This is a genomic window from Pseudomonas sp. H3_C08 (assembly GCF_054669455.1).
This window is the reverse complement of sequence record NZ_CP162803.1, coordinates 5665450-5690052: the sequence shown is the minus strand read 5'-3', so window position 1 is coordinate 5690052 and position 24603 is coordinate 5665450. Positions and strand designations below refer to the sequence as shown.

Sequence of the window (24603 nt, the reverse complement as noted above, 5' to 3'; positions counted from 1 at the left end):
AAGTTCCCTGCAGTGCTCTACGACTGTAAAGCAGCTATGCAGAATTAACGGTCACCCGAGCAGTAGTACCTGGCATTGGCTGTGGAACTGCACAGCAGAAAACCGGGTACTCGTCTCAGGACAATGGAGCGTCGTAGATGAGTAACAAGAATAACGATGACCTGAAGTACCAAGCCTCGGAAAACACCCTGGGGCTTAATCCCGTCGTTGGGCTACGCGGAAAGGATCTGCTGGCCTCTGCTCGTATGGTGCTGAAACAGGCCATCAAACAACCGATCCATAGCGTCAGGCACGTCACCCATTTCGGCCTCGAACTGAAGAACGTGCTGTTCGGCAAATCCGAACTGCAACCGGCAGGCGATGACCGTCGCTTCGCTGATCCTGCGTGGAGCCAGAACCCGCTCTACAAACGTTATCTGCAAACTTACCTGGCGTGGCGCAAGGAACTCCATGCCTGGATCGATGACAGCAGCCTCTCACCCAAAGACATCGCCCGCGGCCACTTCGTCATCAACCTGATGACTGAGGCCATGGCCCCGACCAACACGGCGGCCAACCCCGCAGCAGTCAAACGTTTCTTCGAAACCGGCGGCAAAAGCCTGCTCGACGGCCTCTCGCATCTGGCCAAGGATCTGGTGCACAACGGCGGCATGCCGAGTCAGGTCAACATGGGCGCGTTCGAAGTCGGCAAAAGCCTCGGCGTGACCGAAGGTGCGGTGGTGTTTCGCAACGACGTGCTGGAGCTGATCCAGTACAAGCCGATCACCGAGCAAGTCCACGAGCGTCCATTGCTGGTGGTGCCACCGCAGATCAACAAGTTCTACGTATTCGATTTGAGCCCGGACAAGAGTCTGGCGCGCTTTTGCCTGCGCAATAACGTGCAGACGTTCATCGTCAGCTGGCGCAACCCGACCAAGGCCCAGCGTGAGTGGGGTCTGTCGACATATATCGATGCGCTGAAAGAAGCGGTCGATGTGGTCACCGCGATCACCGGCAGCAAAGACGTGAACATGCTCGGTGCCTGCTCCGGTGGCATCACCTGCACCGCCCTGCTCGGCCATTACGCGGCGATCGGCGAGAAGAAGGTCAATGCCCTCACGCTGTTGGTCAGCGTGCTCGACACGACGCTGGACAGCGACGTCGCCCTGTTCGTCGACGAGCAGACCCTGGAAACCGCCAAGCGCCACTCGTATCAGGCCGGCGTGCTCGAAGGCAAAGACATGGCCAAGGTCTTCGCTTGGATGCGTCCGAACGATCTGATCTGGAACTACTGGGTCAATAACTACCTGCTCGGCAACGAGCCGCCGGTGTTCGACATCCTGTTCTGGAACAACGACACCACCCGCCTACCCGCCGCGTTCCATGGCGACCTGATCGAGATGTTCAAAAACAACCCACTGATTCGCCCCAATGCACTGGAAGTGTGCGGTACGCCGATCGACCTCAAGCAGGTCACCGCCGATATATTCTCGCTGGCCGGCACCAACGACCACATCACGCCGTGGAAGTCCTGCTACAAGTCGGCGCAGTTGTTCGGTGGCAAGGTGGAATTCGTGTTGTCGAGCAGCGGGCATATCCAGAGCATTCTGAACCCGCCGGGCAACCCGAAATCGCGCTACATGACCGGCGAAGAAATGGCGGCCAATGCCGATGAGTGGCAAGAGAACTCGACCAAGCACACCGATTCCTGGTGGCTGTACTGGCAGGCGTGGCAGGCCGAGCGCTCGGGCAACCTGAAAAAGGCCCCGCTGAAACTGGGCAACAAAGCGTACCCGGCGGGTGAAGCTTCGCCGGGCACTTACGTTCACGAGCGGTAACTGACACCACCCCGTCATTGTGGGAGCGAGCCTGCTCGCGAAAGCGCTCATTCAATCAACATCGATGTTGGCTGACACGACGCCTTCGCGAGCAGGCTCGCTCCCACGGGGGGCGGGGTGTACTTGAAATCCACAGGGCCTGACGCATGCCGCAACCGTTCATATTCCGTACCGTCGATCTGGATGGCCAGACCCTCCGCACGGCGGTGCGCCCCGGCAAGCCTCACTTGACGCCCTTGCTGATTTTCAACGGCATTGGCGCCAACCTGGAGCTGGTATTTCCGTTTGTCGCGGCGCTGGACCCGGATCTGGAAGTGATCGCCTTTGACGTGCCCGGTGTCGGCGGCTCCTCGACGCCGAACCGGCCATATCGTTTTCCCGGTCTGGCCAAGCTGACGTCGCGCATGCTCGATTATCTCGACTACGGGCAGGTCAACGTCATCGGCGTGTCGTGGGGCGGCGCACTCGCGCAGCAGTTCGCCTACGACTACCCCGAGCGCTGCAAGAAGTTGGTGCTGGCGGCGACCGCGGCCGGCGCAGTAATGGTGCCGGGCAAGCCAAAAGTGCTGTGGATGATGGCCAGTCCGCGGCGCTACATTCAGCCGTCCCACGTGATCCGTATCGCCCCGCTGATCTATGGTGGCTCGTTCCGTCGCGACCCGACGCTGGCGGCCAGCCACGCGGCGAAAGTGCGTTCGGCGGGCAAGCTCGGTTATTACTGGCAACTGTTCGCCGGCCTCGGCTGGACCAGCATTCACTGGCTGCACAAGATCCATCAGCCGACGCTGGTGCTGGCCGGCGACGACGATCCGCTGATCCCGCTGATCAACATGCGCATGCTCGCCTGGCGCATTCCCAACGCGCAACTGCACATCATCGACGACGGCCACCTGTTCCTGATTACCCGCGCCGAAGCTGTGGCGCCGATCATCATGAAATTCCTCCAGGAGGAACGTCAGCGGGCGGTGATGCACCCGCATCCGACACCGCTCGGCGGCTAACCCCGGCGGCAGGCTTTATGCAGGCCTTTAGTAAAGAGTGCGCGGCAGGACGCCGCGCAGGCAGCAACCCGTAACAGCGTCTATGGTGTTCTGGTTCGGTGAGTTTGTTTTTGGCCTGAAGACGAAGGAGTGTTGAGTCATGCGCGACAAACCAGCGACGGGCGTAGTGCCCAGCCCCGCCGTGTTCATCAACGCACAAAGTGCGATCACCGGCCTGCGTGGCCGGGACCTGATCTCGACCTTGCGCAGTGTGGCAGCCCATGGCCTGCGTAACCCGATCCACAGTGCGAAGCACGCGTTGAAACTCGGCGGTCAATTGGGCCGCGTGCTGCTCGGCGAAACCCTGCACCCGACCAATCCGAACGACAGCCGTTTCGCTGACCCGGCGTGGAGCCTCAATCCGTTCTACCGGCGCAGCCTGCAGGCCTATCTGGCCTGGCAAAAACAGGTCAAAAGCTGGATCGATGAAAGCAACATGAGCGATGACGATCGCGCCCGCGCGCATTTCGCCTTCACCCTGCTCAACGACGCTGTGGCGCCGTCGAACACCTTGCTCAACCCGCTGGCGGTCAAGGAGCTGTTCAACTCCGGTGGGCACAGTCTGGTACGCGGCCTCAGTCATTTGTTCGATGACTTGCTGCACAACGACGGCCTGCCACGTCAGGTGACCAAACAGGCTTTCGAGGTCGGCAAGACCGTGGCCACCACCACCGGCTCGGTGGTGTTTCGCAACGATTTGCTTGAGCTGATCCAGTATCGACCGATGAGCGAAAAGCAGTACGCCAAGCCGCTGCTGGTGGTGCCGCCGCAAATCAACAAGTACTACATTTTCGACCTCAGCCCACACAACAGCTTCGTCCAGTACGCACTGAAAAACGGCCTGCAAACCTTCATGATCAGTTGGCGCAACCCGGATGTACGCCATCGTGAATGGGGCCTGTCGACGTATGTCGAGGCGGTGGAAGAGGCGATGAACATCTGCCGGGCGATCACCGGTGCCCGCGAAGTCAACCTGATGGGCGCCTGCGCTGGCGGCCTGACCATCGCCGCCCTGCAAGGGCATTTGCAGGCCAAGCGGCAACTGCGCCGCGTCTCCAGTGCGACCTACCTGGTCAGCCTGCTCGACAGCCAGATCGAAACTCCGGCCACCCTCTTCGCTGATGAACAAACTCTCGAAGCCGCCAAACGCCGCTCGTACCAGAAAGGCGTGCTCGACGGGCGCGACATGGCCAAGGTCTTCGCCTGGATGCGCCCCAACGATTTGATCTGGAGCTACTTCGTCAACAATTACCTGCTGGGCAAAGAGCCGCCGGCCTTCGACATCCTCTACTGGAACAACGACAACACCCGTCTGCCAGCGGCATTTCACGGCGACCTGCTGGACTTCTTCAAGCACAACCCGCTGACCCATCCGGGCGGGCTGGAAGTGTGCGGCACGCCGATCGACCTGCAGAAAGTCACCGTCGACAGCTTCAGCGTCGCCGGCATGAACGACCACATCACGCCGTGGGATGCGGTGTATCGCTCGACCCTGCTACTCGGTGGCGAGCGGCGTTTTGTGCTGTCCAACAGCGGCCATGTGCAGAGCATCCTCAACCCGCCGAGCAACCCGAAAGCCGCCTACGTCGAGAACGGCAAAATGAGCAGCGATCCACGCGCCTGGTACTACGACGGCAAACACGTCGATGGCAGTTGGTGGCCGCAGTGGCTGGAGTGGATTCAACAGCGCTCCGGCGCCCAGCACGAAACCACGTTTACCCTGGGCAACCCGAACTATCCACCGATGGAGGCAGCGCCCGGTACTTACGTGCGTGTGCGCTGACGCTTAACCGAACTTTTCTAAGAAGACTGGATGAAAACCCGCGACCGGATTCTCGAATGTGCTTTGCAACTGTTCAACGAAAAGGGCGAGCCGAACGTCTCCACCATGGAGGTGGCGAACGAAATGGGGATCAGCCCGGGCAATCTCTACTACCACTTCCATGGCAAGGAACCGCTGATTCTCGGCTTGTTCGAACGCTTCCAGAATGAACTGGCGCCACTGCTCGATCCACCCTCGGATGTGGAACTGGCGCCGGAAGATTACTGGCTGTTTTTGCATTTGATCGTCGAGCGGTTGGCGCAGTACCGCTTTCTGTTCCAGGACCTGTCGAACCTCGCCGGGCGCTTGCCAAAACTGGCCAAGGGCATTCGCCATTTGCTCAATGCACTGAAGCGCACACTGGCGTCGTTGCTCGCGCGGTTAAAGGCTTCGGGGCAACTGGTCAGTGATACACAGGCGTTGGGGCAACTGGTGGAGCAGATCACCATGACGTTGCTGTTTTCGCTGGATTATCAGCGGATTCTGGATCGTGAAGGCGAGGTTCGCTTGGTCGTGTACCAGATCATGATGCTGGTAGCGCCGCACTTGCTGCCGCCGGTGAAAGTCGCGACCGAAAGGATGGCTCTGCAATATCTTGAAGATCACGACTGAAATCAAAAGCCCCTCACCCTAGCCCTCCCGAAACGTCGGACCGCCCGGAGGGAGAGGGGACTGATTGGGGGATGCTGATGAGCTACACCGACCTGAAAGGGTTTTGTTGAATCCATAATCGACTCGATCGTTCAGGTCGACGTACGACGCAAGACACCTCGTTCGGTCCCCTCTCCCTCTGGGAGAGGGCTAGGGTGAGGGGCTGTTGGAATTCAGATACAAAAACGCCCGACCTTCACAGGCCGGGCGTTTTGTTTTGCCCTGAAAAATCAGGACTGACTGGTTGGCGTCGACGGGGTCGATGCAGCAGTCGGGGTGGCCGCCGGAGTCGGTGCTGCGGCGGAATTCGACGCACTCACCGGAGCTGCCGGAGCGGCAGGTTTGGCTGCAGCAGGTGCGGCCGGTTTCGGCGCAGCGGCTTTCGGCGCGGCCGGTTTTTTCACTGCCGGCTTTTTCGCCGCAGCAGGTTTCGCTGCAGGCTTGGCGGCAGCAGTTTTCGCTGCTGGCTTGGCGGCGGGTTTCGCTGCAGTTTTGGCCGCAGGTTTAGCTGCCGGCTTGGCAGCGGCTTTGGCGGCAACCGGTTTGGCTGCGGCTTTGGCTGCAGGCTTGGCGGCTGCGGTTTTCGCTGCTGGCTTGGCCGCGGCTTTAGCAGCAGGTTTAGCTGCCGCTTTGGCCAGTGGCTTGGCTGCCGACTTGGCTGCTGGTTTGGCCGCAGCCGTTTTCGCGGCCGGTTTTGCCGCAGCGGTTTTCGCCGCCACCGGTTGGGTTTTCAGACCGGTGAGTTTTTCGATCTGCTTGGTCAAGGTTTCCACCTTGCTATGCAGTGCTTTGACCTCATTGCGGCTCGGTACACCCAGGCGCGAAATTGCGCTGTTCAGGCGCTTGTCGAAAGCCCCTTCCAGCTCGTCCCATTTGCCCAGTGCGCGATCTTTCACGCCGCTGATGCGCGACTTGGCCGAAGAAGCGGAATCCTTGGCAGCGTCGACTTTTTTGCCGACTGCGGATTTGGTGAGCTTCTCGGCTTTCTCGCCGTCTTTGACCAATGTATCGAAGAGCTTGCTGCCGTCAGTGTCGATCTTCGAGTACACGCCTAAACCAGCCAGCCAGATTTTGCGGGAGTAGTCTTCGACTTTCCCGATCCACGAGCTGCCTTCTTTATCGGTGTTCTTTTTACCAGCCATCCCGTTCTCCTTAAGATTTACGCGCGACGCGTTCGAGCAATGCCGTCAGCTCATCGAGCTTAGCAGAGAGTGTCTCAACGTCATGTTTAGACGGAATGCCGATACGATTCAAGGCGCTTGCTACACGGGAGTCGAACGCCTTCTCGACCTTGTCGAGCTGAACTTCGACACGACCTTTGAACGAGCTGACTTCGCTCTTGGCTTCATCGATCTCGGCGTTGGCCGCTTCGAGTTTTTCGGTGACGGCTTTTTTGCCTTTCTTTTCAACAGTTTGACCAGCCTTGATCAGCTCTTGAAAGTAGTCGCTGCCCTCTTGGCCGACCTTGGCGTAGGCACCCAGGCCTGCCAGCCAGATCTTGCGGGCATAGGATTTGACGTCGCTCAGAGCAGAAGTCGAAGCGTCGATTTTTTTCTTCAAAATGACTTTGGCCATGGTGCACCTCACGCGCAGAAGGTTTGAGGAACTGCCCGCGAAAGTGTCGGGCTCAGGCACAAAGTAAGGAGATAAATTAGAAACGGCACCCTAACAACTGACATAAAAGCTCGGGTGCAGCGCAAAAAAATGTAGGAGTGAGCCTGCTCGCGATAGCGGTCTTTCAATCAAATTTCTGGTGACTGACAGACCGCTATCGCGAGCAGGCTCACTCCTACAGGGGACCGTATTTCAGACCAACGCTTTATCGAGGGCCTTCTCGATCTCGGCTTTGATCATGCCGCTCATGGCCGACATCATGATGCCCAACTCCACATCGACCTTGATCGAATCGTCCGCCACATGCACCGCGCCTTTCACGCCCGAGCGCTTGAGGTTCAGGGTATCGCCGGACCATTGCGGCTCCAGGCCATATTGATCGGAGAGTTTTTGCGCCAGCTTGTCGGCCTTCTCGCGGGCGGCTTCCTTACCCAGGTTGTGGGCACGCTCAACAGTGATTTTGGCCATTGCATGACTCCTGATTTAAAAAGATGTGTCGGTAAATCTTGACCGCCGCTGCGGCAAATCGTCCCGAAGGTTGCCCATCTTACCTTTAGCCATTCCAAGACAAAGCATGGCTTGGGGATTAGAATGTCGCGCATTCTCTTTTGGTGACAGCGATATGACTGATCAGCGCAAAGGCAGCGATGCCGAACCCACCACTCACTTCGGCTTCAAAAACGTTCCGGAAAGCCAGAAAGCGGAAAAAGTCGCTGAAGTTTTCCACTCGGTAGCCGCGAAATACGACTTGATGAACGACCTTCTGTCGGGCGGCATGCACCGCCTGTGGAAGCGTTTCGCGATCGAACTGTCGGGCGTACGCAGCGGTAACCGCGTGCTGGACATCGCCGGCGGTACCGGTGACCTGACCAAAAAGTTCTCGCACCTGGTCGGCCCGACCGGTCAGGTGGTATTGGCCGACATCAACGAATCGATGCTCAAGGTCGGCCGTGACCGCCTGCTCGATCTGGGTGTCGCCGGCAACGTCGAATTCGTTCAGGCGGACGCGGAAAAACTGCCGTTCCCGGACAACCACTTCGACTGCGTGACCATCGCTTTCGGCCTGCGCAACGTGACGCACAAAGAAGACGCCCTGCGCTCGATGCTGCGTGTACTCAAGCCCGGCGGTCGTCTGCTGGTGCTGGAATTCTCCAAACCGACCAACGCGCTGATGTCGAAAGCCTACGACGCTTATTCGTTCGCCTTCATGCCGCTGATGGGCAAGCTGATCACCAACGACTCGGAAAGCTATCGCTACCTGGCCGAATCGATCCGCATGCATCCGAATCAGGAAACCCTGAAGTCGATGATGGTCGACGCCGGTTTCGACCGCGTGACCTATCACAACATGACCGCAGGCATCGTCGCCCTGCACCGTGGCATCAAGCCCTGATGTTGCTCACCGGGCTGCTCGCCAGCGTTGAACTCGGCCTCAACCGGGTGCTGCGTCTCGACAGCACGGCGCTGCCGCGGCTGGCGCATTTGACCGGCAAGGTGATTGCCGTCGACTGCCGCAGCCCGGCGCTGCAACTGTTCATCCTGCCGAGTGACGAAGGTCTGATGCTGGCCTCGCATTGGGAAACCGGTGTCGACTGCACCCTGCGTGCGCCGGCCTCGAGCCTGATCAAGCTGGCCGTGAGCAAAGACAAGACCGCAGTGCTGCATGCCCCGGAAGTCGAGCTCGATGGCGACAGCGGCGTGCTGCTGAAGCTGGCCGGTGTGCTGCAAGACCTTGAGCTGGACTGGGAGTACGAACTCTCGCGCTGGCTCGGCCCGGTCGCCACGCAACTGGTCGGTGGCCATCTGCGCAGCCGCGCACGCTGGTATCAACAAGGATTTGCCAGCCTCAACCAGAACCTCGCCGAATACCTCGCCGAAGAATCGCGCACCCTCGTCGGGCAGCGCGAAGCCGAAGCGCGATTCAGCGAACTGGACCGGATCAAACTTGATCTGGAACGTCTCGAGGCGCGTTTCGAGCGCCTTTCCCGATCCCTCGACCCAAGCGATAACGCATGAAGCTGCTTGCCGTCCGCCGTCTGTTGCGCATCCAGCGCGTCGTGATCCGCTACCGCCTCGATGACCTGCTGTTCGATCTGCCGTTGCCGTGGTTCCTTCTGGCGCTGCGCTATGTGCTGCCGTGGCGCTGGTTCCCGCGCAAGCCGCTGGACCTGAGCCGGGGCGCGCGTCTGCGCTTGGCGTTGCAGGATCTCGGGCCGATTTTCATCAAGTTCGGGCAGATTCTTTCGACCCGCCGCGACCTGTTGCCGGAAGACATCGCCGATGAGCTGATGCTGTTGCAGGACCGCGTGCCGCCGTTCGACTCGCAGCTGTCGATCAAGCTGATCGAAGAACAGCTCGGCAAGAAGATCAGCGACGTGTTCAGCCGTTTCGACGTCGAACCGCTGGCCTCGGCCTCGGTGGCGCAGGTGCATGCCGCGCAGTTGAAAACCGGCGAAGAAGTCGTGGTCAAAGTGATCCGCCCGGGCCTGAAGCCGATCATTGCGCAGGATCTGGCGTGGCTGTTCATCCTCGCCCGCGCCGCCGAAAAGCTCTCGGCCGACGCGCGTCTGCTGCACCCGGTCGACGTGGTCCAGGACTACGAAAAAACCATCTACGACGAACTCGATCTGCTGCGCGAGGCGGCCAACGCCAGCCAGTTGAAGCGTAACTTCGAAGGTTCGCCGCTGCTCTACGTGCCGCAAGTCTATTGGGACTGGTGCCGGCCGAAAGTGCTGGTGATGGAGCGCATCTACGGCATTCAGGTCACCGATCTGGCGACCCTCGCCGACCAGCGCACCGACATGAAAATGCTTGCCGAACGCGGTGTGGAGATTTTCTTCACCCAAGTGTTCCGCGACAGTTTCTTTCACGCCGACATGCACCCGGGCAACATCTTCGTCAGCACCGTCAATCCTTGGAGTCCGCAGTACATCGCGATCGATTGCGGCATCGTCGGCAGCCTGACCCCGGAAGACCAGGATTATCTGGCGCGCAACCTGTTCGCCTTCTTCAAGCGTGACTACCGCCGTGTGGCGCAACTGCACATCGATTCGGGCTGGGTGCCGGCGGAAACCAAACTCAACGAATTCGAAGCGGCGATCCGCACTGTGTGCGAACCGATCTTCGAAAAACCGTTAAAAGATATTTCATTTGGCCAGGTGCTGATGCGCCTGTTCCAGACCGCACGGCGCTTCAACATGGAAGTGCAGCCGCAACTGGTGCTGCTGCAAAAGACCCTGCTGAACATTGAAGGCCTCGGCCGTCAGCTGTACCCGGATCTGGATCTGTGGAACACCGCGCAGCCGTTCCTCGAACGCTGGATGCGCGAGCGCGTCAGCCCGAAAGCCTTGCTGGGCAACGTGCAGAGCCAGTTCGAACAACTGCCGCACCTGGCGAATATGGCCCGTGATCTGCTCGAACGCATGTCGCAGCCGCACGCCTACGACCCGCCGCCACCGTGGCACAAACGCAAGGACGACTGGTTCCTGCGCCTGCTCGGTTGCGCGCATCTGGCCGGCGGGGTGATCCTCGCCCTCGGTGGCCCGCTGCACGAATTGGGGCATTGGCCGGCTGGGATCATGGTGGCAGTCGGCTTGTATCTGGTCGTTCGCCGATAGCCAGTTTCGTGATCGACTGGCACACTGTTTCAATGCCTGAACCCGACTATTGAAGTGTGGGGTTCGCTGTCGGAGTCGAAGATGAAAAACTGGCTGGACGAGATCAAATGGGACGCTGATGGCCTGGTGCCGGCGATTGCCCAGGATCACAAGACCGGACGCGTGCTGATGATGGCCTGGATGAACCGCGAAGCGCTCGAACTGACCGCTGCGGAAAACCGTGCAATCTACTGGTCACGTTCCCGTGGCAAGCTGTGGCGCAAGGGCGAAGAGTCCGGCCATGTACAGACCTTGCATGAGATGCGTCTGGACTGTGACGCCGACGTGATCATCCTGATGGTTGAACAGATCGGCGACATCGCTTGCCATACCGGCCGTCAAAGCTGCTTTTACCGTGTCTTCGAAAACGGCGACTGGAAAACCGTCGACCCGGTTCTGAAAGACCCGCACGCCATTTATTCCGCAGGACACAAACATGAGTGACACCCTGACCCGCCTCGCTCAGGTACTTGAAGAGCGCAAAGGCGCAGCCGCCGATAGCTCCTATGTAGCTAGTCTGTATCACAAGGGTTTGAACAAGATTCTGGAGAAAGTCGGCGAAGAGTCGGTCGAAACCATTATTGCCGCCAAGGATGCCGCCATCAGCGGCGACTGCAGCGACGTGATCTACGAGACCGCCGACCTGTGGTTCCACAGTATGGTCATGCTCGCCCAACTGGGGCAGCATCCGCAGGCCGTGCTGGATGAACTGGATCGTCGCTTCGGCCTGTCCGGACACGTCGAGAAAGCCTCGCGTCCGTCCGCCTGAACAACTTTTAGAGAGGAACAGCAACATGGGCATTTTTGACTGGAAACACTGGATCGTCATTCTGGTTGTCGTGGTGCTGGTGTTCGGCACCAAGAAACTGAAAAACCTCGGCACCGACGTTGGCGAGTCGATCAAGGGCTTTCGCAAAGCCATGAACGACGATGAAAAACCGGCTGCCGATCCAACCGTGACGCCTGCGCAACCGGTGCCACCGGTGCAGCCGCAAGCCACCGCTCAGGCCAATCCGCCGCACACTATCGACGTGCAGGCGCAGAAAGTCGAAGAGCCGATCCGCAAAGACGTGTGAGCACTGACTAATGTTTGGTATCAGCTTCTCTGAACTGCTGCTCGTCGGCCTCGTCGCCCTGCTGGTGCTGGGGCCCGAGCGTCTGCCGGGCGCTGCGCGTACCGCCGGCCTGTGGGTCGGACGGCTGAAGCGCAGCTTCAACGCGATCAAACAGGAAGTTGAACGTGAAATCGGTGCCGACGAAATCCGTCGGCAACTGCACAACGAGCACATTCTGTCGCTTGAGCAAGAGGCGCGGAAGATTTTCAATCCGGTTCAGCAAGAGCCGACGCCGGTTGAAGTTGAACATGTCGGGCAGCAGACGATTCATGCGCCAGCTGCACCCGTTGCGCCAGCACCGACACCTGCACCTGCACCTGCACCTGCACCTGCACCTACTGCCGTTGTAGCGCCGACAGAACCGGTGGCCGCAGAAACTTCGGTTGAACACGTGTCCCCAACCGCCGCGCCGATCACACCAGCGCCTCACGACCCAACATTGCCGCCGCGAGCCCCATGAGCGATCTCCCCGAAAACGACCAGCACATGCCGCTGGTTTCGCACCTCACCGAGTTGCGCACCCGCCTGCTGCGTTGTGTGGCGGCGATCTTCATCATCTTCGCCGGGCTGTTTGCGTTCACCCAGCAGATCTATACCTTTGTCTCGACCCCGCTGCGCCAGTACCTGCCGGTCGGCGCGACGATGATCGCCACCGACGTGTCGTCGCCGTTCCTGACGCCGCTGAAGCTGACGATGATGGTTTCGCTGTTCCTCGCGATCCCGGTGATCCTGCATCAGATCTGGGGCTTTATCGCGCCGGGCCTGTACAAACACGAGAAGCGCATTGCGGTGCCGCTGCTGGTCTCCAGCATTCTGCTGTTCTACACCGGCATGGCGTTCGCCTATTACTTCGTGTTCCCGCTGATCTTCAAGTTCTTCGCTGCCGCCACCCCGGCCGGAGTGGAAATGATGACCGACATCGCCAGTTACCTCGATTTCGTCATGACGCTGTTCTTCGCCTTCGGCGTGGCGTTCGAGATCCCGGTGGCTGTGGTGCTGCTGGTGTGGATCGGCGTGGTCGACGTCAAATACCTGAAGAAAATCCGCCCTTACGTGATCATCGGCTGCTTCGTGGTCGGCATGATCCTGACGCCGCCGGATATCTTCTCGCAGACTCTGCTGGCCGTGCCGATGTGGATGTTGTTTGAAATCGGCATTCTGTTCGGTGGTTTGATCAGCAAGCGCGAACGTCCGGAAGAGAACCCGGCCGACGACCACAACGACCAGCCGCCAGCGACCCAGGCATGAACCTGCTGTTGCTCGAAGAGGCCGATTTCATTGCGGCCGACCGCGTGGTGCTGCGTGATCGCCGCTTGACCCACATGCAGGAAGTCCACCGCTCGGAAGTCGGTGACAGCCTGCGCGTTGGCCGTATCAACGGGCTGATGGGTTCGGCTGAGCTGCTGCGCCTCGAAGCAGGTGAAGCCGAGCTGCGCGTCAGCCTCGATCAGCCACCACCAGCCAAGCTGCCGCTGACCTTGGTACTCGCTCTGCCACGCCCGAAGATGCTCCGTCGGGTGTTTCAGAGCGTGGCGACCATGGGCGTGCCGAAGGTGATCCTGGTCAACAGCTATCGGGTCGAGAAGAGTTTTTGGCAGACGCCGTTTCTGGAACCTGAAGCGATTCGAGAGCAACTGATCCTCGGCCTCGAACAGGCCCGCGACACCGTGCTGCCGGAAATCATCATCGAAAAGCGCTTCAAGCCTTTCGTGGAAGACCGGTTGCCGGCGATCACCGACGGTACCCTCGGTCTGGTCGGCCACCCCGGCAACTATCCGCCGTGCCCACGCGCCTTGAGCGAACCGGTGACGTTGGCCATCGGCCCCGAAGGTGGCTGGATTCCTTACGAAATCGACCTGCTGGCCAAGTCCGGTCTGCAACCGGTGCAACTGGGCGAGCGCATCCTGCGCGTCGAAACCGCCGTCACCGCCCTGCTCGCCCGGCTCTTCTGATTCTGCGCATCGGATAAATGGTGTTACAGATTGCCATCACCCGGCCGATAACCTCTCCATAAGTCCAATTAGTGGTCGGGGAGTCGTCGCATGTACCGTTGGTTAGCCGAGAGTCTTGGAAACGTCAGCGTCAAACGCAAGCTGGGAATCGGTTTCGGCCTGGTGCTGTTGCTGACACTGTTGATCACCTTTACCGGCTGGACTGGCATGAGCGGTATTATCAGCCGCGGTGACAAGCTCGGTTTTATCTCCAGTCTCAACGAACTGACCAAGGACCTGCGCCTCGCGCGTCTGGACTACGAAGCGCGCCGTGGCGAACAAGGTCCGGGCGTGGTCAACGACCTGCTCGGCAAACTCGACAGCGGCCTGCAAACCGCGCGCAGCCTGATTGAACAGCCGTCCGACGCGGCGATGGTCGATCAACAACTGGCCGCCGTTGCCGAATACAAACGCGCTTTTGCCGACATGACCCAAGCCACCGTGCAGCGCGAAGACGCCCGCAGCAAGCTCGGCGCCAGTGCCGACAATGCCGTGGCGAAAGTCGCCGAAGTGGAAAAATCCATGCTGGCGGGTGACAGCGTCGCGCAATTCAACAGCGTGATCGAGCTGAGCAAACTGCTGCAGCAAGCCCGCTACCAAGTGCGCGGCTACACCTACAGCGGCAAGGCCGAAGCCGAGCAACCAGCGCTCGACGCCATCGACAACGCCCTGAAAAACCTCGACAGCCTGCCGGCGAAATTGCCGGAGCAGCACATCGCCAACCTGCAACAGGCTACCGCCTCGATCAAAGCCTATCGCGCAGCAGTTGCGCAGTTCCGCGACTCGCAGGTCAACAATGCCAAGGCCGCCGCGCGCATGTCGACGCAGGGCGACATCCTTATCGACGTCAGCAAGAAACTCACTGAATCGCAGACCATCGTTCGTGATACCGATGCCGCCCACGCCAAAAACATGCTGATCATCGCTACCTTGCTCGCCGTGGCTTTCGGCTTGCTTGCCGCCTGGGCAATCACCCGGCAGATCATCATCCCGCTGAACCAGACCCTGAAAGTCGCCGAGCGCGTGGCTGCCGGCGACCTGACCCACAACCTGGTTTCCCAGCGTCGCGACGAACTCGGCCAATTGCAGCGCTCGATGCAGAGCATGACCCAAGGCCTGCGTGAACTGGTCGGCGGGATCAGCGATGGCGTCACCCAGATCGCCAGCGCCGCTGAAGAACTCTCGGCGGTGACCGAGCAGACCAGCGCCGGGGTCAACAATCAGAAAATCGAGACCGACCAGGTCGCCACCGCCATGAACGAAATGGCCGCCACCGTGCAGGAAGTCGCGCGTAATGCCGAAGAAGCTTCCGAGGCCGCCGTCGCAGCCGACCAACAGGCTCGCGAAGGCGACAAAGTGGTGGGCGAAGCGATCGCGCAGATCGAGCGGCTGGCCGCTGAAGTCGGTCACTCGACCGAAGCCATGGGTGAACTGAAGCGCGAAAGCGACAAGATCGGCAGCGTCCTCGACGTGATCAAGTCGGTAGCGCAACAAACCAACCTGCTGGCCCTCAACGCCGCCATCGAAGCCGCGCGTGCCGGTGAAGCCGGACGTGGTTTCGCGGTAGTTGCCGACGAGGTGCGCAGCCTCGCCCAGCGCACGCAAAAATCCACCGAAGAGATCGAAGAGCTGATCGTCGGCCTGCAAAACGGCACCCAGCAAGTGGCAACGATCATGGACAACAGCCGCACCCTGACCGACAGCAGCGTCGAGCTGACCCGTCGCGCGGGCGGTTCGCTGGAAAGCATCACCCGTACCGTGTCGGCGATTCAGGCGATGAACCAGCAGATTGCGGCAGCGGCCGAGCAGCAGAGCGCGGTGGCGGAAGAGATCAACCGTAGCGTGCTGAATGTGCGGGACGTGTCGGATCAGACATCGGCGGCGAGTGAAGAGACGGCGGCGTCCAGCGTTGAGCTGGCGCGGCTGGGGACGCATCTGCAGATGCTGGTGGGGCGGTTCAAGGTTTGAGGTGATCCGAAAACCTCGATTCATTCAGAATCGAGGTGATGCCTTCGCGAGCAAGCTCGCTCCCACAGGATTTGTGTCGATCACAAAGGTTGTATTCGACCCATTCACTGTTGGAGCGAGCCTGCTCGCGAAGGCTTACTGACAGGCGCTGAAATTACAGAACCTGACGCAAGAAGGCCTGCGCGCGCGGATCCTTCGGTGCATCGAAGAACTCCGCCGGCGCGGCATCTTCCAGCAACTTGCCGTGATCGAAAAACAACACCCGATCCGCCACTTCCCGGGCAAAGCCCATTTCGTGGGTCACGCAGACCATGGTCATGCCTTCCACGGCCAGGTTCTTCATCACGTCCAGCACCTCGCCGACCATTTCCGGGTCGAGCGCCGAGGTCGGCTCATCGAACAGCATGACCTTCGGCTCCATCGCCAGCGCCCGGGCAATCGCCACGCGCTGTTGCTGACCACCGGACAGGCGTGACGGAAATTCGTTGGCCTTCTGCGCAATCCCGACCTTTTGCAGCAACTCCATCGCCTTGGCTTCGCGCTCTTGCTTGCCGCGCTTGCGCACGACTTTCTGCGCCAGACAGAGGTTTTCCAGCACCGTCATGTGCGGGAACAGGTTGAAATGCTGGAACACCATGCCGACTTCACGGCGGTAGGCGTTGACGTCGGTTTTCGGGTCGGCCAGTTGCAGACCGTCGATGCTCACCGAGCCGGAATCGAATTCTTCCAGGCCATTGAGGCAGCGCAGGAAGGTCGACTTGCCGGAACCCGACGGGCCGATCACCACCAGCACTTCGCCTTTGGCGACCGTGGTGCTGACGTTATCCACCGCGCGCACCACTTGCCCACGGGTGTCGAAGACTTTTACCAGATCGCGGACTTCAATCACTTTGCGCGAGCCTCCGCTCAAGTCGGCTGGCGATTTTCGACAGCGGCAGGTTGATCAACAGGTACAGGCCGGCGACGCAGAACAGAATCTCGAACGGCGAGAACGACGTAGTGATGACTTCACGGCCGCTTTTCAGCAGCTCGGTGATGGCGATCACCGACACCAGCGAGGTGTCCTTGACCAGACTGATGAACTGCCCGGCCAACGGCGGCAGCACGCGTTTCAGCGCTTGCGGCAGCACCACGTGACGCATCGACTGGCCGGCGCTCAGACCGAGCGAGCGTGCCGCTTCGTTCTGGCCACGGGCAATCGACTGCACGCCGGAACGGATGATCTCGGCTACGTAAGCGCCAGTGAACAGCGACAGCGCGGCGATCCCGGCGAACTCGCGGGACAGGTTCATCACCGTGCCGATGAAGAAGTAGAAAATGAAGATCTGCACCAGCAACGGCGTACCGCGCACCAGTTCGACGTAGATCGCCGAGAGGTCGCGCAGGGTCGGGTTGTTCGACAGCCGGCAGAGGCCGGTGACCAGACCGATCAGCAAACCCAGGACACCGGAAACTACTGACAGCCAAAGCGTCGTCCACAGCCCCCACAACAGCGGGCCTGCCGCCCAATGCCGAGTCACGCCCACGACGTCGCCTTCGGCGACATCGTCGCCCTGAGCGAATTGCAGGCTGTTCTCGTCGACGGTCAGGTGCTGCTCATCACCGGCGTCGTTGCGCAGGGTGACTTGCGCGCTGCTGCCCTTGCGCACCAGTTCGGTGACGGTGGAAATGTCGGTGGCACGCTGGGTTTCCTCGGCCTGATAGGCGAAGTACTGCGGCACGCGATTCCAGCGCCATTCGTAGGACATCAGCGACGTCGCGTAATACAACGCGCCCGCGAGGCCGACCAGCACCAGCACGGTGAGGACGTGCCAGGGCCATTGGGCTTTTTTCTGTTTCATTGCAGGTTCCGGATTTTGTGTTGCTCTGGAGGGCCCCTTCGCGAGCAAGCTCGCTCCCACATTGGAATGCATTCCTCTGTGGGAGCGAGCTTGCTCGCGAATGGGGCGACGCGGTCTGGCAGACCGGCGTTATTCCATGTCCTTGAGCCACTCGGTGCTCTTGAACCACTTGTCATGGATACGATCGTAGGTGCCGTCTTCGTGGATCTGGTGCAGGAAGTTGTTGATGAAATTGAGGCTGTCGTAATCGCCCTTCTTCAGACCGAAGGCCAAAGGCTCGTAGGTGAATGGCTTGTCGAGGAACACCAGTTTGCCGGCGCCGACCTTGGTCACCGCAACGACGTTGTACGGCGCGTCGTAGATGAAGGCGTCAGCCTTGCCGTTGACCACGTCGAGCACGGCTTCCTGCTCGTTGTCGTAGCCGTGGTACTTGGCTTTGGAGATGAGCTTCTTGGCGACCATTTCACCGGTGGTGCCAAGCTTGGAGGTGATGCGGTAGTCGGCGCTGTTCAAGTCTTTGTACGACTTGATGGTGCCTTCCAGCTCCTTGCGGATCAGCAGGGTCTGGCCTACAACGATGAACGGTTCGCTGAAGTTCAGGCGCAGGTTACGTTCCTGAGTCAGGGTCATGCCGCTGCCGATCATGTCGAATTTGTCGGTCATCAGCGCCGGGATGATGCCGTCGTAACCGGTGGAAACCAGTTCCAGCTTGACGCCCATGGCCTTGGACATGGCTTTGAGGATGTCGACTTCGAAACCGATGATTTCGCCGCGTTTGTTGGTCATTTCAAACGGCATGTAGGTCGGATCCATACCGACTTTCAACGTGCCGCGCTTGACCGCGTCATCGATTGCGCCAGCCTGCGCCGCATTGACTGCAACCAGTGCCGTGACGCCGACCAGCAGCATCGACAGATACTTCTTCATCTTCAAGTCCCCAAAACCATTGCGTTTGCGGCGCGAAAACCAACAGTGACGGGCAAAAAAGCCCGGGTGCGCCAATTCGGGGACGGATGCTAACGCACTCGTTTTTTTGCACAAGGTTTAATGGACGATTTGTTTAACAATCAAGAGCTACCCCCCTCACCCCAGCCCTCTCCCCGAGGGAGAGGGGGCCGATCGGGGGATGCTTCAGAGGTACGCCGACCTGAATCGGATTTGCCGAATCCATAATCGACTCGATGCTTCAGGTCGACGGATAGCGCCAGACACCTCGGTCGGCCCCCTCTCCCTCTGGGAGAGGGCTGGGGTGGGTAAAGACCGGGTACATCCTTTACGTTTGAGACCGGGGACATGGTTTACAGGTATCAATCATGGTCAGGAGGTGCTGACCATGCCCTGGAAACAAGAGTCCCCAATGGATCAACGAGTGAAGTTAATTAGCGATTGGCTCAGCGGCAGCTACACCAAAAGCCAATTAAGCCGGCGGTATGGCGTCAGTCGTCCAACCATCGACAAGTGGCTGGAACGGTATGCAGCGTTGGGCGTGGATGGCTTGAAAGAGCAGTCGCGTAAGCCGCTGAATTGCCCTCACCAAACTTCCGATGAAATCATCGCCAAGTTGCTGGCCAAGAAAAACGAACATCCCGATCGGGGACCCAAGCAGATCATTGGTCGCCTGCGCGATTCCGATCCGCATATCCAATGGCCGGCGGCGAGTACCGCCGGGGAGTGGTTGAAGAAAGCTGGTTTGGTGGTGGCGCGACGGCCCTATCCCCCGCGTCCCCGTGCTCCAACACATTTGCGTCCGGTCGACGCGCCCAACCAGACTTGGTGTGCTGATTACAAAGGGCAGTTCAAAATGCAGGACGGTAATTGGTGCTATCCGCTGACCATTACCGATCAGATGAGCCGCTTTTTATTCGTCTGTCGCGCTTTGCCCAGTACGCACGGAGCGCCGACGCGGGAAGGCTTCGAGTGGGCTTTTCGAGAATATGGGCTGCCGGATGTGATCCGCACTGATAATGGCGCTCCTTTTGCGTCGACAGGTCTGGCGCGACTTTCGAAGTTATCGGTTTGGTTCATCAGGCTCGGAATCCATGTCGAAACGATTACACCTGGCCGTCCCGACCAAAATGGTCGACATGAACGGATGCATCGAACGCTAAAGGCAGCAGTGCCACCGGCGGAAAACCTGGTGCGCCAGCAGCTGGCTTTTCAGGATTTCATCCAAGACTTCAACCACCACCGACCGCACACCGCGCTGGGCATGAAACCGCCGGCATCTGTCTATCGCCCGTCGATACGCGCTTATCCCGGTTACTTGCCTGCGCTTGAATACGGTTCCGATGTTGAAGTACGTAAGGTTCGGTCAAATGGGGAAATTAAATGGAAAGGACAGCTGATTTTTCTAGGAGAGGCTCTAATTGGAGAGGACATCGCGTTGAAGGAAGTGGCTGATGACGCTTGGGAACTGTACCTTTGCAGCCACTGTTTAGGCAGGCTTGAAAGAGGCGCCAAACGCGTTTCAAGCCTGTAAAGGTGTAAACGATGTCCCCGGTCTAATTTGTAAAGGATGTACCGGTCTCTACAGTGAGGGGATTTCGGCGGCCATAAAAAAACCCCGCTGAATCAGCGGGGTTTTTTCATCAGGCCGGCTGAGCCTGCAGGCTAACCGGTCGCAGCGGCAGCAACGGCGCATGCGGATCAGCTTTCACCGACGCCCGCCAAGCATCCAGCCACTCAGCGTGACCTTCGGCCCAGACCTGCTCATGCAAACGCGCCAAAGCAACCGGATCGCTCAGCAGTTGCAGACGATCATGGTTGTTCAGCCCGGCTGGGCCAACCTTGATCGCGTGGCGCACACGCTCCTGACGCAACCACTCGATCGGCTCGGCCTGACCATGACGGGAAGTCGCCAGCGAGCACGCCAAAGCGTTCTGCTGAGGATCGACCACCGCGCGGACGAAGCCGTCGTTGAGGGCGTGGTAACGGTTTTCGTGGGTGTACTGGTCGGTTGCCAGCAGCGCCTGCGGCGGATTGTATTCCTCAGGGATGAGGAACAGGCTCTCGTCACGAGACTTCAGGCCCAGACCGACACGGCTGGAGATCACCGACACCGGGATCGACAGCATCAGCGAACCGACGATCGGCACCAGCCACCAGAGAAAGCTCGGGTTCAGCCAGATCACCAGCAGCGCCCAGCAGAAACCCAGCAGGGTCTGCGGACCGTGGCGTTTGACCGCTTCGCTCCAAGGCGTCGAGTCGTCGTCACGTTGCGGCGAATTCCAGGTCGCGGCCCAGCCGAGGAACGCGGCGAGGACGAAACGGGTGTGGAAAATCATCCGCACCGGCGCCAGCAGCATGGAGAACAGCATCTCCAGCAGCATCGACAAGGTCACCTTGAACTTGCCGCCGAACTCTTTCGCGCCCTTGGCCCAGATCAGAATGATGCTCAACAGTTTCGGCAGGAACAGCAGCACGATGGTCGTCGAGAACAGCGCGATCGCCTTGTCCGGGTGCCATTGTGGCCACAGCGGATAGAGCTGTCGCGGTTCGAGGAAGTACTGCGGCTCCATCAGCGTGTTCACCGCCAACAGCGCGGTCGACAACACCAGAAAGAAGAACCACAACGGCGCCGACAGGTACGACATTACGCCCGTCAGGAACACCGCACGGTGCACCGGGTGCATGCCTTTAACCAGGAACAGCCGGAAGTTCATCAGGTTACCGTGGCACCAGCGACGGTCACGCTTGAGTTCGTCGAGCAGGTTTGGCGGCAGTTCTTCGTAGCTGCCCGGCAGGTCGTAGGCAATCCACACGCCCCAACCGGCACGGCGCATCAGCGCGGCCTCAACAAAGTCGTGAGACAGGATCGCACCGGAGAACGCACCTTTACCCGGCAACGGCGCCAGGGCGCAGTGGTCGATAAACGGCTTCATGCGGATGATCGCGTTGTGACCCCAGTAATGGGACTCACCCAACTGCCAGAAGTGCAGACCGGCGGTAAACAGCGGGCCGTAAACGCGGGTGGCGAACTGCTGCATGCGCGCATACAGGGTGTCCATGCCCGACGCACGCGGCGCGGTCTGGATGATCCCGGCGTCCGGCGTGGCTTCCATCAAGCGCACCAGACTGGTCAGGCACTCGCCGCTCATCACCGAGTCAGCGTCGAGCACGACCATGTACTTATAGTCACCGCCCCAGCGACGGCAGAAGTCGTCAAGGTTGCCGCTCTTGCGTTTCACACGACGGCGACGACGGCGATAGAAGATCTTGCCGAAGCCTTTGGCTTCGCGGCAGACATCCAGCCAGGCCTGTTGCTCGGCGACACAGATGTCGGTGTCGTTACTGTCGCTGAGAACGAAGAAGTCGAAGCGGTCCAGATCACCGGTGGCAGCGACCGACTCGAACGTCGCCCGCAAACCGGCGAATACGCGCGGTACGTCTTCGTTGCAGATCGGCATGACCAGCGCGGTACGCGCGTCTTTGGCAATCGGCTCGTTACCGGCGCTTTTGCCGGAGATACGATATTTATCGTGACCGGTGAGCAACTCGAGGAAGCCCATCAACGCGGTCCAGAAACCCGCCGATACCCAGCAGAACAGAATCCCGAACAGAATCAGGATGCTGGTTTGCAGCGCATACGGCAGCACTTGCGTAGCGGTTTGCAGCAGCGGCTGGTGCAGGACTTCTTCGAGGTCGACGAACGACCAGCCCTGGTACGGCATGATGCCTTTCATGTACCAGCCGGCGACGATGGTCTGGCCAAGCATCAGCAGCAACAGAATGTAGCGACGGATCGAACCGACGGTGCGCCAGCGCGCGGCCGGCAGGACGTTTTCGTCCTTTGGCGGCTGCGGCGGATTGGTGCGACCGGTCATACGGCGCCAGCCACGCACCAGAATATTGGTGCGCCACGGCTCCGGCACGACCTTGGTCCGACGGATCGGCGGCGTTGCCTTCATGCTGACGCGACCGCTGGCGTCGAGCACCAGCATCTCCGCGTCTTCAAGCTCTTCGGCGGTGCTGAGGATCAGGCGCTTGCCCACCGAAGCCTGGGCGGCCTCGGCAGGTGCGTCGAACGTTGAAGACGACAGGCGTTCATGCAGCTCGCTGAACGACTGGCAGCCCGCGAGTTCCGCGCGCTGCTCGTCGGTCATCGGCAGATGCGCCAGATACTCGGACAGAGTCTCTGGCTGTACTTGAGAGTTACTCATCGGCAGGCAACTGATAGCTCCAGGTCTCGGTCAGGACTTCTTCAGTCGGTGCCGATTCCGGTGTGGCTGGGGCCGCGTCCGCAGCGGCTGGCTGCTTGGCGTCTTTATTAGCCTTGTCCTTGGCATCTGCAGCTGGCTTGGCGTCGGCCTGTTTGGCCTCGGCGGCCTTGGCTTCCTTGTCGAGTTTCTCTTGTTGCTTGGCGGCAACCTTGTCGGCCTTGGCGACGGACGAGTTGGACGCCGGCACCGATTTCGCCAGATCAGCAGTCACGACTGGCTGAACCAGGGCGGCACGCATCTCGGTCGACTTGCTCGCGTCCTTGATCTTCATGCGCAAGGTCAAACGCCAGCCCTTGGTTTCCGGGTTGTAGCGCACGCTGTTCTCGACCAGCTCGGCGTTGTCGCCGACGCTGACCTGACTGCGTACGTCAGCATCCGGAGTCAGTGCAGCCAGCGACGGACCTTCGAAGTCGACCAGGTAGGCAACGCTGCCATCCGGCTGACGGATCAGGTTCGATTGCTTGACGTCACCGGTCGAACGCAGAGTCTGCGAAACCCAGGCGCTGTCCGGCGCATGAATCGCCGCTTCGTCCATGGTCCAGTGCATGCGGTAGGCGAAGTCCAGCGGCTGACCCGGCTCCGGCATTTTTTCCGGGCTCCAGAACGCAACGATGTTGTCGTTGGTTTCGTCGGCGGTCGGAATTTCTACCAGATCAACGGTGCCTTTGCCCCACTCGCCCTTCGGCTCGATCCAAGCGCTTGGGCGCTTGTCGTAGCGATCGTCGAGGTCTTCGTAGTGACTGAAGTCGCGACCACGCTGCAGCAGACCGAAACCACGCGGGTTCTCGACGCTGAAGTTGCTCACGGCCAGATGTTTCGGGTTGTTCAACGGACGCCAGATCCACTCGCCGTTGCCGGCATGGATCGACAGACCGCTGGAGTCGTGCAGTTCACGACGGTAGTTGAGGACTTTCGACGGCTGGTTGGCGCCGAACAGGAACATGCTAGTCAGCGGTGCGATACCCAGCTTGCCGACCTTGTCACGCAGGAACATCTGCGCTTTGACGTCGACAATGGTGTCGCTGCCCGGACGCAGGATCAGACGGTAGGCACCGGTAGCGCGCGGCGAATCCAGCAGGGCGAAGATCACCAGGTGCTTATCGCCCGGCTTCGGCTGTTGAATCCAGAACTCGCGAAAGCGCGGGAACTCTTCACCCGACGGCAGCGCGGTATCAATCGCCAGGCCACGGGCCGAGAGGCCGTAGGTGTGGCCCTTGCCGACAACGCGGAAGTAACTCGCGCCGAGCATGGTCATGATTTCGTCTTGCTTGTCGGCCTTGTTGATCGGGTACAGCACACGGAAACCGGCATAACCCAGTTGTTCAGTGGCTTTCGGATCGAATTTCAGGTCGCCGAAATCAAAGCGGGTCGGATCGTATTTGATCTCTTCGACGGTGTTCGCTGTGATTTCGTTGATTTTCACCGGTGTATCGAAGTGCATACCCTGGTGATAGAAGGACAGTTTGAACGGGGTCTTCTGATCAGCCCACTCAGCCTTTTCGGTGAGGAAGCGGATTTTCTGATAGTCCGCGAACTTCATGTCGCGGAATTCGTTCGGCAGGTTGCTGCGCGGGGCTTCGAACTTCTGCCCGGCCAGCTCTTTGGCCTTGGCCGATACATCGTCAAGATTGAACGCCCAAAGCTGACCGGCGCTGAGCAGGCACAGGAGCGCCGAACCCGCTACCAGGGCACTTCGCATGCGTTTGGCAGACATTTTTGCTGCATTACAGGGACTAACAATCACGAGCAACCCTCGCCGAAAACAGATCAATAAACCAACGGCCAGCTATCTATATGCCAGGTTGGCGAGCATTGTTCCGACTCCGCTGGGGCAAAATGATTCCCCAATCGGATCCAGACAAGTCTCTA

At 59.8% G+C, this 24603-nt stretch carries 23 protein-coding genes and 1 pseudogene; 16 read left to right on the top strand and 8 right to left on the bottom strand.

Annotation, left to right across the window (positions count from 1 at the left end):
• Positions 1-137 precede the first annotated feature (137 nt).
• From phaC (AB4N74_RS25980) to AB4N74_RS25965, 4 genes are all read left to right on the top strand, one after another.
• A complete protein-coding gene (gene phaC, locus AB4N74_RS25980; RefSeq protein ID WP_093430071.1) occupies positions 138-1817 on the top strand; it encodes a class II poly(R)-hydroxyalkanoic acid synthase in 1680 nt (559 codons plus the stop codon).
• A 146-nt stretch (positions 1818-1963) separates the two neighbouring features.
• Positions 1964-2818, top strand: a complete 855-nt coding sequence (gene phaZ, locus AB4N74_RS25975; RefSeq protein ID WP_034152967.1) for a poly(3-hydroxyalkanoate) depolymerase — start codon at positions 1964-1966, stop codon at positions 2816-2818.
• 139 nt (positions 2819-2957) lie between these two features.
• The gene (gene phaC / locus AB4N74_RS25970; RefSeq protein WP_220557397.1) at positions 2958-4640 is read left to right on the top strand and encodes a class II poly(R)-hydroxyalkanoic acid synthase; all 1683 of its coding nucleotides are present in this window, start codon (positions 2958-2960) and stop codon (positions 4638-4640) included.
• Between the two features lie 30 nt (positions 4641-4670).
• Positions 4671-5291, top strand: a complete 621-nt coding sequence (locus tag AB4N74_RS25965) for a TetR/AcrR family transcriptional regulator (RefSeq protein WP_095187463.1) — start codon at positions 4671-4673, stop codon at positions 5289-5291.
• Between the two features lie 269 nt (positions 5292-5560).
• On the opposite strand, the gene AB4N74_RS25960 is transcribed toward AB4N74_RS25965, so the two are convergent.
• The 3 genes from AB4N74_RS25960 to AB4N74_RS25950 all read right to left on the bottom strand — a co-directional run bounded on the left by AB4N74_RS25960 (position 5561) and on the right by AB4N74_RS25950 (position 7412).
• Entirely contained in the window at positions 5561-6472 is a 912-nt protein-coding gene (locus tag AB4N74_RS25960) for a phasin family protein (protein WP_460097652.1), read from the bottom strand.
• A 10-nt stretch (positions 6473-6482) separates the two neighbouring features.
• A complete protein-coding gene (locus AB4N74_RS25955; protein ID WP_034152971.1) occupies positions 6483-6905 on the bottom strand; it encodes a phasin family protein in 423 nt (140 codons plus the stop codon).
• 231 nt (positions 6906-7136) lie between these two features.
• Positions 7137-7412 (bottom strand): polyhydroxyalkanoic acid system family protein, encoded by a 276-nt coding sequence (locus AB4N74_RS25950; protein ID WP_093430067.1) that lies wholly within the window; start codon positions 7410-7412, stop codon positions 7137-7139.
• 154 nt (positions 7413-7566) lie between these two features.
• Between AB4N74_RS25950 and ubiE the strand changes: the two genes are divergently transcribed.
• The 11 genes and pseudogenes from ubiE (at position 7567) to AB4N74_RS25895 (ending at position 15674) form a co-directional block, all read left to right on the top strand.
• The gene (gene ubiE, locus AB4N74_RS25945) at positions 7567-8337 is read left to right on the top strand and encodes a bifunctional demethylmenaquinone methyltransferase/2-methoxy-6-polyprenyl-1,4-benzoquinol methylase UbiE (protein WP_008080626.1); all 771 of its coding nucleotides are present in this window, start codon (positions 7567-7569) and stop codon (positions 8335-8337) included.
• A complete protein-coding gene (locus AB4N74_RS25940) occupies positions 8337-8960 on the top strand; it encodes a ubiquinone biosynthesis accessory factor UbiJ (RefSeq protein ID WP_460097650.1) in 624 nt (207 codons plus the stop codon). The genes ubiE and AB4N74_RS25940 overlap by 1 nt, the downstream gene beginning before the upstream one ends.
• Complete coding sequence (gene ubiB / locus AB4N74_RS25935) at positions 8957-10561, top strand: ubiquinone biosynthesis regulatory protein kinase UbiB (protein ID WP_016984603.1); 1605 nt, start codon at positions 8957-8959, stop codon at positions 10559-10561. The genes AB4N74_RS25940 and ubiB overlap by 4 nt, the downstream gene beginning before the upstream one ends.
• A gap of 81 nt (positions 10562-10642) precedes the next feature.
• Positions 10643-11044 carry a phosphoribosyl-AMP cyclohydrolase gene (gene hisI / locus AB4N74_RS25930; protein WP_007909357.1) on the top strand — a complete coding sequence of 134 codons (402 nt, stop codon included), beginning with the start codon at positions 10643-10645 and terminating at the stop codon, positions 11042-11044.
• A complete protein-coding gene (locus tag AB4N74_RS25925; RefSeq protein ID WP_003220849.1) occupies positions 11037-11369 on the top strand; it encodes a phosphoribosyl-ATP diphosphatase in 333 nt (110 codons plus the stop codon). The genes hisI and AB4N74_RS25925 overlap by 8 nt, the downstream gene beginning before the upstream one ends.
• A 25-nt stretch (positions 11370-11394) precedes the next feature.
• Positions 11395-11676: a twin-arginine translocase TatA/TatE family subunit gene (locus AB4N74_RS25920; protein ID WP_003220847.1), complete on the top strand. Its 282-nt coding sequence runs from the start codon at positions 11395-11397 to the stop codon at positions 11674-11676.
• 10 nt (positions 11677-11686) lie between these two features.
• A complete protein-coding gene (tatB, locus tag AB4N74_RS25915; protein WP_460097647.1) occupies positions 11687-12175 on the top strand; it encodes a Sec-independent protein translocase protein TatB in 489 nt (162 codons plus the stop codon).
• Positions 12172-12963: a twin-arginine translocase subunit TatC gene (tatC, locus tag AB4N74_RS25910; RefSeq protein ID WP_093430065.1), complete on the top strand. Its 792-nt coding sequence runs from the start codon at positions 12172-12174 to the stop codon at positions 12961-12963. The genes tatB and tatC overlap by 4 nt, the downstream gene beginning before the upstream one ends.
• Positions 12960-13667: a 16S rRNA (uracil(1498)-N(3))-methyltransferase gene (locus AB4N74_RS25905; protein WP_460097646.1), complete on the top strand. Its 708-nt coding sequence runs from the start codon at positions 12960-12962 to the stop codon at positions 13665-13667. Before tatC ends, AB4N74_RS25905 begins: the two co-directional genes overlap by 4 nt.
• A 90-nt stretch (positions 13668-13757) precedes the next feature.
• A pseudogene (locus tag AB4N74_RS25900) lies at positions 13758-14771 on the top strand (methyl-accepting chemotaxis protein); the annotation flags it as partial.
• A 30-nt stretch (positions 14772-14801) separates the two neighbouring features.
• A complete protein-coding gene (locus AB4N74_RS25895; RefSeq protein ID WP_371748299.1) occupies positions 14802-15674 on the top strand; it encodes a methyl-accepting chemotaxis protein in 873 nt (290 codons plus the stop codon).
• 154 nt (positions 15675-15828) lie between these two features.
• On the opposite strand, the gene AB4N74_RS25890 is transcribed toward AB4N74_RS25895, so the two are convergent.
• From AB4N74_RS25890 to AB4N74_RS25880, 3 genes are all read right to left on the bottom strand, one after another.
• The gene (locus AB4N74_RS25890; protein WP_093430062.1) at positions 15829-16563 is read right to left on the bottom strand and encodes an amino acid ABC transporter ATP-binding protein; all 735 of its coding nucleotides are present in this window, start codon (positions 16561-16563) and stop codon (positions 15829-15831) included.
• Positions 16556-17515: an amino acid ABC transporter permease gene (locus AB4N74_RS25885; protein ID WP_460097644.1), complete on the bottom strand. Its 960-nt coding sequence runs from the start codon at positions 17513-17515 to the stop codon at positions 16556-16558. The genes AB4N74_RS25890 and AB4N74_RS25885 overlap by 8 nt, the downstream gene beginning before the upstream one ends.
• 129 nt (positions 17516-17644) lie before the next feature.
• Positions 17645-18442: a transporter substrate-binding domain-containing protein gene (locus AB4N74_RS25880; protein ID WP_093430341.1), complete on the bottom strand. Its 798-nt coding sequence runs from the start codon at positions 18440-18442 to the stop codon at positions 17645-17647.
• 406 nt (positions 18443-18848) lie between these two features.
• Here AB4N74_RS25880 and AB4N74_RS25875 point away from each other — a divergent pair, with 406 nt between their 5' ends.
• Positions 18849-19994, top strand: a complete 1146-nt coding sequence (locus tag AB4N74_RS25875; protein WP_116256756.1) for an integrase core domain-containing protein — start codon at positions 18849-18851, stop codon at positions 19992-19994.
• A 109-nt stretch (positions 19995-20103) separates the two neighbouring features.
• Here the strand turns inward: AB4N74_RS25875 and mdoH are convergent, their stop codons facing one another.
• Both mdoH and AB4N74_RS25865 read right to left on the bottom strand, forming a co-directional pair.
• On the bottom strand, positions 20104-22674 hold the full coding sequence (gene mdoH, locus AB4N74_RS25870; RefSeq protein WP_016984611.1) for a glucans biosynthesis glucosyltransferase MdoH: 2571 nt from the start codon (positions 22672-22674) through the stop codon (positions 20104-20106).
• Positions 22667-24448, bottom strand: coding sequence for a glucan biosynthesis protein G (locus tag AB4N74_RS25865; protein ID WP_175559550.1), 1782 nt, complete (start codon positions 24446-24448; stop codon positions 22667-22669). The genes mdoH and AB4N74_RS25865 overlap by 8 nt, the downstream gene beginning before the upstream one ends.
• Positions 24449-24603: the final 155 nt, after the last annotated feature.